The organism is Bradyrhizobium sp. SZCCT0231, assembly GCF_018130245.1.
GTDB lineage: Bacteria > Pseudomonadota > Alphaproteobacteria > Rhizobiales > Xanthobacteraceae > Bradyrhizobium > Bradyrhizobium japonicum_F.
In genome coordinates this window covers 418263-433816 of the sequence record NZ_JAFCKP010000003.1, presented here as the reverse complement: position 1 = coordinate 433816, position 15554 = coordinate 418263, and the positions used below count along the sequence as shown (strand labels likewise).

14 protein-coding genes are annotated in these 15554 nt (G+C 65.2%); 8 read left to right on the top strand and 6 right to left on the bottom strand.

What is annotated here, in order from left to right; translation table 11 throughout:
• Positions 1 to 63 precede the first annotated feature (63 nt).
• A complete protein-coding gene (locus tag JQ566_RS12400; protein ID WP_212372505.1) occupies positions 64 to 1692 on the top strand; it encodes a peptidoglycan L,D-endopeptidase MepK in 1629 nt (542 codons plus the stop codon).
• Positions 1693 to 1819: 127 nt separating this feature from the next.
• Here JQ566_RS12400 and JQ566_RS12395 read toward each other — a convergent pair whose 3' ends face one another.
• The 4 genes from JQ566_RS12395 to JQ566_RS12380 form a co-directional block, all read right to left on the bottom strand.
• On the bottom strand, positions 1820 to 2245 hold the full coding sequence (locus JQ566_RS12395) for a DUF1801 domain-containing protein (protein WP_212372504.1): 426 nt from the start codon (positions 2243 to 2245) through the stop codon (positions 1820 to 1822).
• Positions 2246 to 2292: 47 nt separating this feature from the next.
• Positions 2293 to 4059 (bottom strand): adenylate/guanylate cyclase domain-containing protein, encoded by a 1767-nt coding sequence (locus tag JQ566_RS12390; RefSeq protein ID WP_212372503.1) that lies wholly within the window; start codon positions 4057 to 4059, stop codon positions 2293 to 2295.
• Between the two features lie 114 nt (positions 4060 to 4173).
• Positions 4174 to 4446, bottom strand: a complete 273-nt coding sequence (locus JQ566_RS12385; protein ID WP_018641571.1) for a DUF2312 domain-containing protein — start codon at positions 4444 to 4446, stop codon at positions 4174 to 4176.
• A gap of 200 nt (positions 4447 to 4646) precedes the next feature.
• Positions 4647 to 4952 carry a DUF1244 domain-containing protein gene (locus tag JQ566_RS12380; RefSeq protein ID WP_212372502.1) on the bottom strand — a complete coding sequence of 102 codons (306 nt, stop codon included), beginning with the start codon at positions 4950 to 4952 and terminating at the stop codon, positions 4647 to 4649.
• Between the two features lie 165 nt (positions 4953 to 5117).
• Here JQ566_RS12380 and JQ566_RS12375 point away from each other — a divergent pair, with 165 nt between their 5' ends.
• Both JQ566_RS12375 and pyk read left to right on the top strand, forming a co-directional pair.
• Positions 5118 to 5699, top strand: a complete 582-nt coding sequence (locus tag JQ566_RS12375; protein ID WP_212372501.1) for a DUF1036 domain-containing protein — start codon at positions 5118 to 5120, stop codon at positions 5697 to 5699.
• The gene (gene pyk / locus JQ566_RS12370; RefSeq protein WP_212372500.1) at positions 5696 to 7132 is read left to right on the top strand and encodes a pyruvate kinase; all 1437 of its coding nucleotides are present in this window, start codon (positions 5696 to 5698) and stop codon (positions 7130 to 7132) included. Before JQ566_RS12375 ends, pyk begins: the two co-directional genes overlap by 4 nt.
• A 152-nt stretch (positions 7133 to 7284) precedes the next feature.
• Here the strand turns inward: pyk and JQ566_RS12365 are convergent, their stop codons facing one another.
• A complete protein-coding gene (locus tag JQ566_RS12365) occupies positions 7285 to 7965 on the bottom strand; it encodes a TetR/AcrR family transcriptional regulator (protein ID WP_100234494.1) in 681 nt (226 codons plus the stop codon).
• 291 nt (positions 7966 to 8256) lie between these two features.
• Here JQ566_RS12365 and JQ566_RS12360 point away from each other — a divergent pair, with 291 nt between their 5' ends.
• Complete coding sequence (locus JQ566_RS12360) at positions 8257 to 9747, top strand: hypothetical protein (protein ID WP_212372499.1); 1491 nt, start codon at positions 8257 to 8259, stop codon at positions 9745 to 9747.
• A 250-nt stretch (positions 9748 to 9997) separates the two neighbouring features.
• Here the strand turns inward: JQ566_RS12360 and JQ566_RS12355 are convergent, their stop codons facing one another.
• Positions 9998 to 10162 carry a Flp family type IVb pilin gene (locus tag JQ566_RS12355; RefSeq protein ID WP_212372498.1) on the bottom strand — a complete coding sequence of 55 codons (165 nt, stop codon included), beginning with the start codon at positions 10160 to 10162 and terminating at the stop codon, positions 9998 to 10000.
• 395 nt (positions 10163 to 10557) lie between these two features.
• On the opposite strand from JQ566_RS12355, the gene JQ566_RS12350 reads away from it, so the two are divergent.
• The 4 genes from JQ566_RS12350 to JQ566_RS12335 all read left to right on the top strand — a co-directional run bounded on the left by JQ566_RS12350 (position 10558) and on the right by JQ566_RS12335 (position 15553).
• Positions 10558 to 12048: a hypothetical protein gene (locus tag JQ566_RS12350; protein ID WP_212372497.1), complete on the top strand. Its 1491-nt coding sequence runs from the start codon at positions 10558 to 10560 to the stop codon at positions 12046 to 12048.
• 156 nt (positions 12049 to 12204) lie between these two features.
• The gene (locus JQ566_RS12345) at positions 12205 to 13707 is read left to right on the top strand and encodes a hypothetical protein (RefSeq protein ID WP_249139391.1); all 1503 of its coding nucleotides are present in this window, start codon (positions 12205 to 12207) and stop codon (positions 13705 to 13707) included.
• A gap of 158 nt (positions 13708 to 13865) precedes the next feature.
• Entirely contained in the window at positions 13866 to 14861 is a 996-nt protein-coding gene (locus JQ566_RS12340) for a glycosyltransferase family 2 protein (protein ID WP_212372495.1), read from the top strand.
• Between the two features lie 8 nt (positions 14862 to 14869).
• Positions 14870 to 15553, top strand: coding sequence for a class I SAM-dependent methyltransferase (locus JQ566_RS12335; RefSeq protein ID WP_212372494.1), 684 nt, complete (start codon positions 14870 to 14872; stop codon positions 15551 to 15553).
• Position 15554 lies beyond the last annotated feature (1 nt).

Sequence of the window (15554 nt, the reverse complement as noted above, 5' to 3'; positions counted from 1 at the left end):
TCATCCTCTTTCGCGCTGCTAACGGGGTTGGCGGGAGAGTCCATTTGAACGCTCGTCGACTGGGTGGGCTCATACGTGCTGACTGGTCTCGCACGCCAATTTGCTGTGCTGTCGTTGTCCCATGCGGGCGTGAAGGCCGGATCCCGGATCGGCCTCGCGGCTGCATTGCTGCTTGCGGCTGCCGGTTCGGTTCATGACGCGGCCGCGCTGAACGAGACCAAGACGCTCTCCTTCCACCACACCCATTCCGGCGAAGACCTCACCGTCACCTTCAAGCGCGATGGGCGCTACGACGAAGCGGCGCTGAAGCAGCTCAACCACTTCCTGCGCGACTGGCGCACCCAGGACGAGACGGTCATGGACCGTCGCCTCTTCGACATCCTCTGGGAAGTCTATCGCGACGTCGACGGCAAGCAGCCGATCCAGATCATCTCCTCCTACCGCTCCCCCGCCACCAACGCCATGCTCCGCCGCCGCTCCTCCGGTGTCGCGCGCTTCAGCCAGCACATGCTGGGACATGCGATGGACTTCTACATCCCGGGCGTGCCGCTGGAGCAGATCCGTTTCGCCGGCCTGCGCCTGCAGCGCGGCGGCGTCGGCTTCTACCCCACCTCCGGCTCGCCCTTCGTGCACCTCGACACCGGCAGCATCCGGCACTGGCCGCGCATGACGCATGACCAGCTCGCCCGCGTCTTCCCGGACGGCAAGACGGTGCATCTGCCGACCGACGGCACGCCGCTGAAGGGTTATGAGCTCGCCAAGGCCGAGATCGAGCGGCGCGGCAGCGGCGACGATGCCGGCAGCAAGCCGAATTTCTTTGCCGCCTTGTTCAGGAGCAAGCCGGCTCCCGCCGCCGCGAACAGCGACGAGGATGACGAGGGCGCGCCGGCCCCGGCCGCGAAGCCGGCGGCGCCGACCGTGGTCGCAGCCGCCGCCAAGCCCGCCGAGCCGGTGCCGACGCCGCGCGCCAAGCCGCAGATCGCCGCAACCCTCCAGCTCGCATCGGCCGATGCACAGATCGTCGCGCCGCCCAAGCCGAAGCCCGTGGCCGACAAGCCGGCGACCGGCAAGCCTGTTGACGGAAAGCCCGAGACTCCGGCCGACATCATCAATGCCCGCGGCTTCTGGGATGATGTCCCGGCCGCGCCGCAGCAGGCGACGCCGGCGCAGGTCGCAGCGTTGAAGGCGCGCCAGGCGCTGGCCGCCGCCACCGATCCGCAACCAACCGCGAGCGTGTCCAACGCAGCCTTCCAGGCCCTGGCTTACGCGCCGGCCGCCTCTCCGGTCGACCGCGCCAATGTCGTCGCCGCCTCCGCGCCGATCCCGCGCACCGGCCGCCCCGCCGCGGCGTCCCGCAGCGTGGCTCAAGCGACGGAGATCAACACGGTGGTCGGCAAGAGCATCGACGGCAGGATCGCAACCGCCACCCGCCTCTCCGCGGCCAAGGGCGAGAGCATCTGGCTCAAGATCGTGATGCTGTCGCCGAGCGCCAGCCGCGCGATGTCGGTGACGCTGATGGGCGAGCTCGATACCGCGGCGCTGCGCGGCTATTTCGTCAAGCCGCACGCCGTGATCGCGATGGGCTTCTCCGACGATCCGATGCCGGGCCTGTCCTGCGACAGTTTCTCGGGCAGCGCGACCGCAAAGCTCGAGACGACGTCCTTCGTCGTGCGCACCGCCGCGCTGCGCTGAGGCGCAGAACAACCTCCACGAACTCAGCCTCGCAGCCCGGATGAGCGCAGCGACATCCGGGAAAGCGGCGCGCGCCGAGCCATCCCGGATGTCGCTGCGCTCATCCGGATCTACAGGTTCACAGCTTCTATTTTGCTTTCCGGCCCCGCCGATCCAGATGATAGGTCAGCGCCAGCGACAAGCAGACGGCGAGTTCCCGCTTCGGCAATTTGCCCGCCACCGGCAGCAGCAACGCCCTGGTCTGCCGATACTCGAACTGATCTGGAAAGCGCTCGCGAAAGGTGTCGACCAGCGTCGTCTTGCAGTTGAACAGAATGGCGGCGCGATCGGAATCCTTCAGGCGGCCGAGCCTAATCGTCGAGCCGCTGCCCGTCTGTTCGGTCAGATAGGCGGGCTCGCCCCATTTCAGGGTTTCGCTGAGCCGACCGACCTCCTCATGCGCCGCGGCGGTCGCAAAGATCAGATCGCGCACCTGAAGGAGCCGCTTGCGCATCGGCGCCGGAAAGGCGTCGAAGGCCCGCCTTACCTCGCGCGGCAATATCGGCCCGGTCACAGTCTCACTCTCGATGGATCGGCAATTGGTCTCCGTCGTGCGCGAGATCAAGCCGGCAGGCCTGCCCGGAGCAGGCCTGCCTCATAGCGCTGACGATCAATCTGCCGCTTGTAATGCTGGGTAGCAAGATGACTGGCCACGGAAAATGCCGGCTCACGCTTGAGAACTTCGGCGGCGTGCGCGCCAGCAGCCACTGCATTGCCCATCTGCGCGAAGATCCCGGCAAGGAAGGCATGATGAGTGTGATCGGGGCGTGAGATCCTCGAGAAGGCTTCGGCGGCTTCGGCGTATTTCTCGGCACAGTAATAGGCGCGCCCGAGATGGCTCCAGAACCGCTCAGGGTGATACGGGTTGAGCCGCATCGCCTTCTTGATCCAGTCGATGCCCTCCTCCGGCCGCCCCAGCCAGGTCAGCAGTTCGCCCTGCTGCACCACCACGAGGTCATAGTTCGGGTTGAGCGCGAGCGCGCGCTCCTGATGATAGGTGGCCTTGTCATGGTCGTCGCGGTTCAGATTGAGTGCCGCGAGGATGCGGTGGACGTCGCTGTCATTGTCGTCGAGGCCGAGCGCGGTTTCCAGCTCTGCAGCCACCTGCTCAAAGGTGGCGTCGCGATCCGCGCACCAGTTATAGACCCAGGTCTGGCCGAGGACGCACGCCTTCCACGCGTGCGCGTGAGCATAGTTGCCGTCGAGTTCGAGCGCCCGATCGAGCAGAAGCTGCGCCCGCGCATTGTCTTCGCGATTGGAGCGATGGTGCAGGACCTTTGCGGCCAGCACGCATTCATAGGCTGCCATGTTGTCCGTCGGCTTGCGGTTCGCCCGATCGTGCGTCGCCGCCTCGACACGGCCGGGCAACGTGGCGGCGATCGCCCGGGTCATCTCGTCCTGGATGGCGAAGATGTCCTTGAGCTCGCCGTCATAGCGCTCGGCCCAGATATGCCGATCCGTCTCCGCATCGATCAGCTGCACGGTGACGCGGACGCGATCCCCTGCCTTTCGCACGCTTCCCTCGATGACGTAGTCGACACCGAATTCGCGGCCGACATCCTGCACCTTGACCGACTTTCCCTTGTACACGAAGGTCGAGTTGCGCGAGATCACCAGCAGGTCGTGGAAGCGGGAAAGCTCCGTGATGATGTCCTCGGTCAAACCGTCCGCAAAGAACTCCTGCTCCGGATCGCCGCTCATGTTGGCGAAGGGCAGCACGGCGATTGACGGCTTCTTCGACTTGCCAGTCGCCTTCGCAGCGGCCGTCGTGCCGGCTGGCACGCTTGCCAGCCCATCCTCCAATCGAATCCGGTAGACGCGGATGGCGCGCGCGATGTTCTTGACGTTCTGCTCGCCGATGTCTTCGAATGCGACGCCGTCGAGACGCTGGCCCAGCTGGTCGCGCACCGCGCTGGAGATGCAGATGCCTCCAGGTTCGGCCAGCGCCTCCAACCGTGCCGCGACGTTGACACCGTCGCCGAAAATGTCGTTCTGATCGACGATCACGTCGCCCAGATTGATACCGATGCGGAATTGTATCCATCGCGGCGGCGGGACATCCGCGTTGCGGCGCCCCATCCGGCTCTGAATTTCAGCAGCGCACAACACCGCGTCGACGACGCTATGGAATTCGACGAGCATGCCGTCGCCCGTCGTCTTGATGATGCGGCCGTGATTTTTGGCAATCGCCGGATCGATGAGCTCGATCCGGTGGGTCTTGAGACGCGCGAGCGTGCCACCCTCATCGACCTCCATGAGACGACTAAAGCCGACCATGTCAGCCGCGAGGACCGCGGCGAGCCTGCGCTCTGGTCCAGGCACATCCATTGCTCGGTCCCTTCACCGAGCATTCTAGCAGACCAGCGGGTTTTACCCAAGCGCGGGCCCCGCAAATTGCGGCCGGCGAGGTACTCTTACGGGTGAGTCGCGGTCCTGCGGCCCTCAGAGCATCCCCAGCGCCTGCATGTAGGTCTCGAGAATGGTCTCGGCCTCGGCACGCTCGTTGGGATCCTGCTTGCGCAGGCGCACGATGGTGCGCAGCGCCTTGACGTCGTAGCCGTTGCCCTTGCTCTCGGCATAGACGTCGCGGATGTCGTCCGAGATCGCCTTCTTCTCTTCCTCCAGCCGCTCGATGCGCTCGATGATGGATTTGAGCTGGTCCTTGGCAAATTTCGTCGCGGGCTCATCGTCGCGGACGGCGGCGGAGGTGGCCATCTTGGTACTCCCAATGGAACTGGCAAAACGAGGTGACGCCGGCATCCCTCACCGCGCGTGCTGGGTAGACCCTTAGGGTCGGCGCTCCCAGCGTTCAAGCAAGCATCGCGCTCGTCCACAGCGCGCCCACACCTTCCTGCGGCGGGTCGAAGAAAGCTGTTGTGTGGCGCGACTCAGGCGGCGATGCGGGCCGGGGCGGTTCAGTGCCCGTGGGGATGGACCTTCTTCATCGTCTCGAGCTGCTCGGGCGTGGCCGTGCCCTGGTACTTCGCCTTCCAGGTCTCGTAGGGCATGCCGTAGACGGCTTCCCGGCTCTCGTCCTTGCTCAAGGCGACGCCCTGGGCGTCCGCGGCGTCCTTGAGCCAGTTGGAGAGGCAGTTGCGGCAGAAACCAGCCAGATTCATCAGGTCGATGTTCTGGACGTCCGTCCGGCTCCGCAAATGATCGACCAGGCGCCGGAAAGCGGCCGCCTCGAGCTCCGTTCTGGTTTTGTCGTCGATTGCCATGGCTGTCTTCCTTAACCCGTCCCGATGGAGGTCACCCTTACGGGATCAGGTGGGTCCTGTCACAGATTTTGCCATATCGCGGCGCAAACGGGCCAAAGCCCGGCTATGGGGCAGCTCCCCCGCCCAACGCCAAATCGTCAATGATCTGGTATAGCTTCCGCGACAATGATTGCCGAATCTCCCCGCTTCCCGCTTCGTCTGCTCGCCCGGTTGGTCCCGGTGCTGGCGGTCGCCCTGCTGTGCCTTTGCGCCAGCCCGGCCTCAGCCGATTTCCGCCTCTGCAACAACACTTCGAGCCGGGTCGGCATTGCGCTCGGGTACAAGGACGCCGAGGGCTGGACCACCGAAGGCTGGTGGAACATCTCGTCCCGCTCTTGCGAGACCCTGCTGCGGGGCACGTTGGTCGCCCGCTACTATTACATCTACGCCATCGACTATGACCGCGGCGGCGAATGGTCGGGCCAGGCCTTCATGTGCTCGCGCGACAAGGAGTTCACCATCCGCGGCACCGAGGATTGCCTGGCGCGCGGCTATGATCGCACCGGCTATTTCGAGGTCGATACCGGCGAGCAGCGGGCCTGGACGGTGCAGCTGACCGACGCCAACGAACAGCCGGCGCAGCAGCGCGTGCCTGGCCTGCCCGGACCGGTTGGCCCGGGCGGCGTTCCGGGTTTGCCCAACGGTCCGCCCGGTGCTACGCCCCCGGGCTCGCCCGGCCTGCCACCCCCGTCTGGAAATAAGCCATGAGGCGTCTTCGCCGTATCAAGATTCTCGCGACCCTGGGACCTGCCTCTTCAGACCTCGCGATGATCCGCCGCCTGTTCGAGGCCGGCGCCGACCTGTTCCGCATCAACATGAGCCACACCCCGCATGACAAGATGCGGGAGCTGGTGGCGACGATCCGCAACGTCGAGAGCAGCTATGGCCGGCCGATCGGGATCCTGGTCGACCTTCAGGGTCCGAAGCTGAGGCTCGGCTCCTTCGCTGAAGGTGCGGTCCAGCTCCAGAACGGGCAGACCTTCACGCTGGATTCCGACAAGACGCCCGGCGATGCCACGCGCGTCCACTTACCCCATCCGGAGATCCTGGCTGCGCTCAGGCCGGGCCATGCGCTGCTGCTCGACGACGGCAAGGTGCGGCTGATCGCGGAGGAGACGTCGAAACAGCATGCGGTGACCCGCGTCGTCGTCGGCGGCAAGATGAGCGACCGCAAGGGCGTCAGCCTGCCCGACACCGACCTGCCGGTCTCGGCGATGACGCCGAAGGACCGCGCCGACCTCGAGGCGGCCCTCGTCACCGGCGTCGACTGGATCGCGCTGTCCTTCGTGCAGCGCGCCGATGACGTGCTCGAAGCCAAGAAGATGATCCGCGGCCGCGCCGCCGTGATGGCCAAGATCGAGAAGCCGCAGGCGATCGACCGCCTCGCCGACATCATCGAGGCTTCCGATGCTTTGATGGTGGCGCGCGGCGACCTCGGCGTCGAGCTGCCGCTCGAGCGGGTGCCGAGCCTGCAGAAGCAGATGACGCGGATGGCGCGCCGCGCCGGCAAGCCGGTCGTGATCGCGACCCAGATGCTGGAATCGATGATCCAGTCGCCGGTGCCGACCCGCGCCGAGGTCTCCGACGTCGCCACCGCGGTCTATGAGGGCGCCGACGCCATCATGCTGTCGGCGGAATCGGCGGCCGGCAAATTCCCGGTCGAGGCGGTCTCGACCATGAACCGCATCGGCGAGGAGGTCGAGCGCGACCCGACCTACCGCTCGGTGATCATGGCCCAGCGGCCGGACCCGGAATCGACAGTCGGCGATGCGATCGCAGACGCCGCGCGCGTGATCGCCGAGACGCTCGACCTGCCCGCCCTGATCTGCTGGACCTCATCGGGCTCGACCGCCGTGCGCGTGGCGCGCGAGCGGCCGAAGCCGCCGATCGTGGCGATCACGCCGAACATCAGCGCCGGCCGCCGGCTCGCCGTAGCCTGGGGCGTGCACTGTGTGGTGGCGGAGGACGCGCGCGACCAGGACGACATGGTGAACCGCGCCGGCCAGATCGCGTTCCGGGACGGTTTCGTCCGCGCCGGCCAGCGCGTGATCATCGTCGCCGGCGTGCCGCTCGGCATCCCCGGCACCACCAACATGGTGCGCATCGCCTCGGTCGGCCCCGAGGGCGAAGCGAACATGTAGGCCTGCCGGCGCGGCCAAACAAAAAGTCGAAAAACAACCCCATGCACAGTAGCCGGCCGGCTTGGCCGGACTTGCCGGGGTTTTGCGAAAAGGCCCGCCCAAACAACGGCCTGAACGCGACCAGGTCTCCACCTCGGCCGCGGACCCGAATTTTACGCCCCAACCAGCGCCTTGGTCGTCGGCAGCAGCGTCTGCTGCACCACGAGGCCACGGGCGCGGGCGTCCATGACGCCGACGGCGCGCAGCGCCAGCAGCGTCACGGTCTGCACCGCGTCGCGCATCTTGACGGGATCATCGAGATTGTCGGGCGCAAGCGGCCCGACCAGGGCCTCATGCAGCGCGCCGAGCAATGCGGTGGCGGCGAGCGCGGTATCCTGCGCCGGCAGATGGCCGGCGCGCACTGCAGCATCGATCCGGGAGGCGATCTCGCCGGCGATGTCGCGTCGGCTGGCGAGCCTGGAGGCGCTGACATCGACATCGACCGGCTCGGCCAGGATGCCCCAGGCCAGCCTGCGCTGCGATAGCGTATGCACCGCCACGGTGGTCACCGCGGCCGCCAGCGCCGTGGACGGCCCCGGCGCGGCATCGGCCGCCCGGCGGATTGCCGCGAGCTCGTCGCGGGAGACCTCGGCAATGAGCTCGGAGATCAGCTCGGCCTTGGAAGGGAAATAGCGGTAGACCGTGCCGGCAGCGACATTGGCCCGGACCGCGACCGGCGCGATCTGCACCGCCGCCATCCCGCCTTCCGCCGCCGCCTCCCGCGCCGCCGCCAGTATAGCGCTGCGCCGCGCCGCAAGGCGCTTAACCACTTGATGCGTCCGCCGATAAACCATGGCGCGCTTCCTGTCCCACCACGCCGGCCGCACGCCCCGCGGCCGAACGCTTCGTCACGTCAAAAGATACAAATCGCCCCGCAAGGACTGAACAACTATTCAGGGTGAATGACAAGATGCAAATGCGCGTACGAAGGCCTGGCACCTCCGGGCTGCATGCGTACGAGTCATAAACGCATCCTTGCGCGGGATGACCGCGGTGGATCGATTTGGTTTACCCCAACTTAAACGCGATCATGCTGATGTGCGGACACGCTGTCATTGCGTGGTCGATCCAACCCCGAGAGCTCAATGTCGGTTTCCATTACAAGCACCGCTCCCGCGCGCGGCGTAGCGCGCTGGATCTTGCCGTTCTGCATCGGTGCCGGTGCCTACCTGTTCTTTCTTGGCGTCGGCGACATCATGCTGCGGGATTCCGACACGCTGTGGCAGATCAAGATCGGCCAGTGGATCCTCGAACACCGCGCGCTGCCCTACAACGACATCTACTCGTTCACGCGCGACGGCGAGCCCTGGATCTCGAGTTCCTGGCTGTCGCAAGTTTTGTTCGCGCTGGTTTACGAACCGTCGAACTGGGCGGGCGTGGTTATCCTGACGTCGCTCGCGATCGGCGCGACCGCGGCGATCTTCGCGCACCTGATCGCTCCCTATCTGGATCCCGCGCGCGCCTTGCTGCTCGTCGTTCCAATTCTCGTGATGTCGATGGGCCATTTTTTCGCGCGTCCGCACATGCTGGCCCTGCCTGTCATGCTGGCCTTTGTCGGCGGACTGCTGGCGGCCGCCGACCGGCGCACCGCGCCATCCTGGCTGTTGCTGCCCTTGATGGCGCTATGGGCCAATCTTCACGGCGGCTTCGTCATGGGTCTAGCGCTGATCGGAGCCGTTGGCCTCGATGCGATCGCGTCCGCCGACCGCACGGACCGGTTTGCACTGACCGCACGCTGGACCGTGTTCGGGCTTGCCGCGCTTGCGGCAAGCTGCTGCACACCCTATGGCTGGAACACGCTCCTCGCGTCGACGAAAATCCTCAGCCTCGGCAAGCTGCTCTCGATGATCGGGGAGTGGAGGCCAGCCGACTTCAGCTCGCTCGATCTGTTCGGAGTCAGCCTGCTCGGCTTGATCGCCATTGGCTACTACAGCGGCGTGGTGCTGACCTGGACCCGTATTCTTCTGCTGCTCGGCCTGATCTGGGCGGCTCTCAACCACTTCAGGAACATCGAGGCTTTTGCGCTGTTGACGCCGCTCGTGCTGTCGAAACCGCTCGCCGAACATTTTGGAATAACGAGGACCGTCGCACTCAGGGGAGCAGAAACGCGGTCCTCTTTTGCGCTGACAGCGACCGCGGCGCTCGCGATCGTCGCGGCCGGCTGGAGCATCACGCGGTCCTATGCCACACCGCACCGCTATGCCTTCATCAGCGATCCGACTCCTGCGGCCGCGGTCGACCTGCTCGAGCAGCGGCACGCGCAGCGGATCTTCAGCACCGCTCCGATCGGCGGCTATCTTGTCACCCGCAACATAAAGTCCTTCATCGACGGCCGCGCCGAACTGTATGGCGAGCAGTTCGTGCTCGACTATTTCGACGCTGTCGAAGGCAAGAACGTCGAGACCCTGCTGCGTCTGCTCGAAACCTACCGGATCGACGCGACGCTGCTGAACAGAACCGTCCCGGCATCGAGGATCATGGACCATTTACCGGGCTGGAAGCGGCTCTATGCGGATGACATCGCCGTGGTCCATATCCGCGACGACGCACCGATCAAGCCCTCCTCGTCACAATGAGCCACGAACCAAATTCTTGAGCTGATCCGGGATCATGCTTCAGGCTGCCAGCTCTCGCGGGCCTCGCACGGGCAGGAACGCCGTCCACACGGCGCAAGACACCCGGCGCGGGCTCGCCACAATGAGAGCCGGACACCTCGGCGCAAAGCGCCACCTCGCCGTTAGCCGATCGGCCGGCGGCAAGCCCTCGCACAAAAGATAAGAGCCCCGCCGAAGACGGGGCTCTCGAAACTGTCAGATCGTGGCGGCCTTACTTGAGGCTGCTCGAGATCGAGCTGAACTTGGCGTTCAGGTTGGTGCCGAGATTGTTGACGACGGTGATGATCGCCAGCGCGATGCCGGCAGCGATCAGGCCGTATTCAATGGCGGTGGCGCCGGATTCATCCTTCACGAAACGCGCAACGAGGTTCTTCATAGAGTGCTCCAAATGAGTACACGAGGCTTACAACTGATCTGGTCTTTTCGGCTTCCCAGCGCCGCCCGACCATGGAACCGAACCTAGAGGCAAAGAATTGCGCCGCAGTTAACTCGACTGCGTAAACACCGAGCGGATTGCGTGTATTCGTCCATGGTAAATCGAATTCCAAAACAATCCGTTAAATTGTCGGGACATGAAGCCGGCCTGGCGCAGCCGGTTTACCCGAAGTTATGACCGCCGTGGTCCAATGCCGCCCGCTCGGGCTGACGCGCGATGAGATGAATCGTTCATCGCGCTTCAGGTGATTGCTCGAGCATGACCTTCTCGGAAAACCGGTACACACTTTCCGGATCATGCCCGGACCGACAAGAACAACAGGACGACGAGGCGGCATGTCCCTTTCCTTTGCCAACGGCATCGCGGTGCAGAGCCGCGCGAGGGCCCTGGTGCCGCTGTGCGCCGGTGCCGGCGCCTACCTGTTCTTCCTCTACCTCGGCGACACGCGGCTACAGGATTCCGACACGTTCTGGCAGATCAAGATCGGACAATGGATCCTCGATCACCGCGCCATGCCCACAACCGACGTCTATTCCTTCACGCGCACGGGCGCGCCATGGATTTCGACGTCGTGGCTGTCGCAGGTGCTATTCGCCTATTCCCATGCGCAATGGGACTGGGCAGGTCCCGTCGTCCTCACCGCGGTCGGGGTCGCGCTCACGGTGACGATCTTCGTCCATCTGCTCGGCGCGCGGATCGAGGCCCCACGCGCTGTGCTGTTCGCGATGCTGGCGCTGCTGCTGTCGACCCACCACGTGCTGGCGCGCCCGCATATCCTGGCGCTGCCCGTCATGGTGGCGTGGGTCGGCCTGCTGATGGCGGCCGCCGACCGCAGAAGCGCGCCGTCCTGGCATTGGCTGCCGCTGATGGCGCTCTGGGCCAATTTGCATGGCGGTTTCGTGCTGGGCCTCGCGCTGATCGGTCCGATCTCGCTCGAGGCGGTCGAGCATGCCGAGAAGGGACGTCGGCTTCAACTGTTCATGCGCTGGGTGCTGTTCGGAATCGGCGCCCTGATCGCGAGTTGCTGCACACCTTACGGCTGGCGGACGCTACAGGGTGCGACCAGCATTCTCGGCCTTGGCGAGCTGCTGTCGCTGATCTTCGAATGGATGCCGGCGAACTTTGCCACGTTCACTCCGTTCGAAGGCGCCCTGCTCGGCCTGATCGCATTCGGCTACTATCGCGGTCTCGTGCTGTCGGCGCCCCGGATCTTCCTGATCCTGTTCCTGACCTGGAGCGCGCTGACCCATGTCAGGAGCATCGAAGCATTTGCATTCCTGGTGCCGCTGGTGCTGGCAAAGCCGCTCGGCGAGATGTTCCCGCGCCCAGTGCCTGACGCCGCCGGTGCCGACCGCTGGCCGGCCCGCTATGTCACGGCGCTTGGCGCGCTGATGATCGTGGCGGCAGGCTGGACCTCGACGTCGCGCTACATGGAGCACCACCGCTTCGCCTTCACGACGACGCACACGCCGGTTGCAGCCGTCGACCGGCTCGAGCAACGCAAGGTGCAGCGTATCTTCAATGCCTACCAGTTCGGCGGCTATCTGATCTCGCGCGATATTCCGGTGTTCGTCGATGGCCGTGCCGAGCTCTATGGCGAGAAATTCGTCATGGACTTCTTCAAGGCGACGGAGGGCAAGAAGCCCGAGCTGCTGCCGCGCCTGCTGGATGAATACAAGATCGACGCGACGCTATTGGTCGCCGATGCGCCGGGCCCGCAGATCCTCGACCAGCTCAAGGGCTGGAAGCGGATCTATACGGACGACATCGCGGTGATCCACGTGCGAGACCTTGCGGACAGCGCGACCGCGGCGCCTTCGAAGTGAGGACCTACCTGAGGGCGCGTACACGTAACCGTGAGACGTCCTTCCAAATGCGGCGCGGACATGACCACCGCGCTCAAACCCCGGCGATCCCACGACATGTCTTCTTTTGACAGGCCAACCTTGACAATCCCGGCTCGGCTCGGCTCGGAGCGGTCCATGGCAATCGCCGTTCTTGCAATGCTGGTGGCCGTCTCGTTTCTGCCGGTGCTGCTGACGCCCATTCCCGCGATGGTGGATTATCCCAATCACCTCGCCCGCATGTACATTCTGAGCCAGAACGGCACCCCCGATGCCAATCCGCATTACGAGGTGACCTGGGCCTTCTATCCCAACCTCGGAATGGATCTGCTGGTCCCGCAGCTGGCGCGGCTGATGAGCGTCGAGAACGCCACACGGCTGTTTCTGCTGCTGAGCCAATTGCTGATCGTCGGTGGCGCGCTGCTGCTGGAATGGGTCCGGAAGGGACGCGTCCATCTCGCCGGCTTCGCTGCGCTCGCCTTCCTCTATTGCCTGCCGTTCAGCTGGGGCTTCGTGAATTTCGAGTTCGGGCTCGGCCTCGCGCTCTGGGGCATCGCCGTCTATCTGATGCTGGCCGAGGGCCCGTGGCCGCTGCGCTTCGTCGCCAATTTGATCTTCGTCGCCGCGCTGTACGTGGCGCATTTCTTTTCGCTCGGCATCTACGGCGCGACGCTTGGCCTCTACGAGCTTTGGCGTCTCCGCCACAAGCGAGTAGCGTACCCCGTCGCGGCCGCGCGGCTTGGCGCTTTGGCCCTCCCGGCGCTTGCGCTGTTTGCGATCATGCATGTCACGGCAGGCTCGATTGGGAGCGAGGGTACGAGCTGGTTCCTGGAGTTCAAGCCCGTCTGGCCGCTCCGCATCCTGAACGGCTACAACCTGACGACCGCGGCAGCGACCGGGCTGGCGCTGATGATCTCGTTGCTCTTCGCCGCAAGGCGCGGCGTCCTGAAGCTCGAGTCGGCCGGGATCTGGCTGGCGTTCGGCTTTGCACTCCTCTACCTCGTCATTCCCTCGAAGCTGTTCGGAACCGCGTTCGTCGACCTTCGCGTGATTCCCGCCGCAGCCTTGATCCTGCCGGCCTTCTGCTCGCTGTCCTTGCCGAGTCGGGCGTGGAGAATGGCCGCGCTCGCTGCGATCAGCGGCATCACATTGCTCAATCTCGCCGTCGTCCTCGCGGTCTGGCTGCCCTACCGCGCCGACTACGCGGCGATCATCGCCTCGTTCCAGAAGATCGATCGCGGCTCGCGCGTTCTGGTCGGCAGCACGGGCGACAATGGAGATCCGCCCTTCGCCGACCTCACCTCGTATCCGATGTACTATGCGCCGACGCTGGCCGTGCACTATGCCGACGCTTTCGTGCCCAACCTGTTCACCGAAGCGGGCAAGCAGCCCGTGCGGCCGCGTGAGGCCGTGCGCAATATTGCCATTCCCTATGGGGGTCCGGTTCCGTCAGGCCTGCTTGCCGCGATCGCGACGGGCCAGCCGCCGGCGGACGCTCCGCCGTTTGTCCGCAACTGGTACAGGGATTTCGACTACCTCTATGTGCTGGGATCGCCGGCCGCAAATCCGCTGCCGGATCTGCTGGAGGTGCTGGAGACCTCGGAGCGATTTGTCCTCTACAGGATCCGCCGCAGGTCCTAGACCGAAGCCGTGGCTGCAAAGCGTGGTTAACCGCACTTCACCATCCCGGCCCACCCCAGCAGTGCCCTGGGGCCCTAGACGCTTAACGGTTGCGGCAAGGCGACCTTAACCACCGGCTCATAGACTTCCGCCCCTGCAACCCAGCCGGAATCCCTCGCATGGCGGCCAATTCCAGATCGATCCGCTACAGCCTCGTTATCCCCGTGTTCAACGAGGAAGCCGTGTTGCCGGTCCTGTTGCGCCGGCTCGATCAGGTCATGTCCAAGCTCGACGGGCCGGCAGAGGCGATCTTCGTGGACGACGGCAGCAGCGATTCCAGCTCGATCGTGCTGCGGGCGCTTGCCGCGCGCGACGCGCGGTTTCGCTATATCGGCTTGTCGCGAAATTTCGGCCATCAGATCGCCATCACCGCCGGCATGGACGCCGCGCAGGGTGAGGCGATCATCGTCATGGATGCCGATCTGCAGGATCCGCCCGAAGTGATCGAGCAATTGATCGCGAAGTGGAAGGAAGGCAACGACATCGTCCACGCCCGCCGCCTGTCGCGCGAGGGCGAAAGCCGTTTCAAGCGTGCGACCGCGCATCTGTTCTACCGGCTACTCGGCAGGATGTCCTCCGTCGGCATCCCCGCCGATGTCGGCGACTTCCGCCTGATCGATCGCAAGGTGCTCGACGCCCTCAGGCAGATGCCGGAGCAGGATCGCTTTGTGCGCGGCATGATCGCCTGGCTCGGCTTCCGGCAGGCCGAGGTCGCCTTCCACCGCCTCGAGCGCGCCGCGGGCGAAACCAAATATCCGCTGTTCAAGATGGTCCGGCTGGCGGTGAACGCCGCGCTCGGCTTTTCCGATCTGCCCTTGCGGCTTGCGATCTGGTGCGGCTTGACGGTCTCCGGGCTCGCGCTGCTCTACGGCGGCTGGGTGGTCCTGTTATGGCTCAGCAAGGACAGCCATCTCGTGACAGGCTGGTCTTCGACGATGGTCGTCGTGTCGCTGCTGTGCGGCATCAACATGCTGATGACGGGCATCGTGGGGCTTTATGTCGGCCGCATCCATGCTGAGGTGAAACGCCGCCCGCTCTACGTGGTGCAGGCCCGCGTCGGCTTCGATCGCCACGAGACGGCAGCGACACCCGCGATCCACGCGGTCAACGAGTGACCCAGCGCATGACCGAGCTGTTCGACGGCTATCACGACAATTACCTTGACGTGGTCCAATCCTCGATCGCCTTCTCCGGCCTGCCGCATCAATTCTTCATGCGCGCGAAGGTCGATCTCCTGCGCGATCTGATCGCGCAGCGGCTGGGCGCGAAGAAGCCCGACATGCTGGACGTCGGCTGCGGTGTCGGCAGCCTGCATCCCCCGCTGCACGGCATGGTCGGCCGCTTGAGCGGCATCGACGTCTCCTCGGCCTGCCTCGCGAAGGCGCGCCTTGCCAACGGCGGGGTCGACTACCGTGAATTCGACGGCCGCACCTTTCCTTTCGAGGACGCCAGCTTCGACCTGGTCACGGCCGTCTGCGTGATGCACCATGTCGTGCCGGCCGAATGGGCGCATTTCGTCGCCGAGATGCGGCGCGTGGCGCGCCCGGGAGGGCTCATCTGCGTGATCGAGCACAATCCCTATAATCCGCTGACACGCCTCGCCGTTGCGCGCTGCGAGTTCGACCGGGACGCGGTCCTGCTCGGCGCAGGCACGACGCGGAAGCTGATGGCTGCCGGCGGCCTGCGCGAGATCGGCGCGCGCCATTTCCTGCTGCTGCCTTGGGAAAGCAAGCCGGCGCGGCGCCTTGAAGGCGCCCTGAGGGGCATGCCGCTCGGCGGTCAATACGCCGCCTTCGGGACTGCTTGAG

Coding starts and splice junctions, on each gene's coding strand:
- JQ566_RS12390 (WP_212372503.1), bottom strand. CDS start 4,059: ATGGATGTGCCTGGACCAGAGCGCAGGCTCGCCGCGGTCCTCGCGGCT.
- JQ566_RS12385 (WP_018641571.1), bottom strand. CDS start 4,446: ATGGCCACCTCCGCCGCCGTCCGCGACGATGAGCCCGCGACGAAATTT.
- JQ566_RS12380 (WP_212372502.1), bottom strand. CDS start 4,952: ATGGCAATCGACGACAAAACCAGAACGGAGCTCGAGGCGGCCGCTTTC.
- JQ566_RS12375 (WP_212372501.1), top strand. CDS start 5,118: ATGATTGCCGAATCTCCCCGCTTCCCGCTTCGTCTGCTCGCCCGGTTG.
- pyk (WP_212372500.1), top strand. CDS start 5,696: ATGAGGCGTCTTCGCCGTATCAAGATTCTCGCGACCCTGGGACCTGCC.
- JQ566_RS12365 (WP_100234494.1), bottom strand. CDS start 7,965: ATGGTTTATCGGCGGACGCATCAAGTGGTTAAGCGCCTTGCGGCGCGG.
- JQ566_RS12360 (WP_212372499.1), top strand. CDS start 8,257: ATGTCGGTTTCCATTACAAGCACCGCTCCCGCGCGCGGCGTAGCGCGC.
- JQ566_RS12355 (WP_212372498.1), bottom strand. CDS start 10,162: ATGAAGAACCTCGTTGCGCGTTTCGTGAAGGATGAATCCGGCGCCACC.
- JQ566_RS12350 (WP_212372497.1), top strand. CDS start 10,558: ATGTCCCTTTCCTTTGCCAACGGCATCGCGGTGCAGAGCCGCGCGAGG.
- JQ566_RS12345 (WP_249139391.1), top strand. CDS start 12,205: ATGGCAATCGCCGTTCTTGCAATGCTGGTGGCCGTCTCGTTTCTGCCG.
- JQ566_RS12340 (WP_212372495.1), top strand. CDS start 13,866: ATGGCGGCCAATTCCAGATCGATCCGCTACAGCCTCGTTATCCCCGTG.
- JQ566_RS12335 (WP_212372494.1), top strand. CDS start 14,870: ATGACCGAGCTGTTCGACGGCTATCACGACAATTACCTTGACGTGGTC.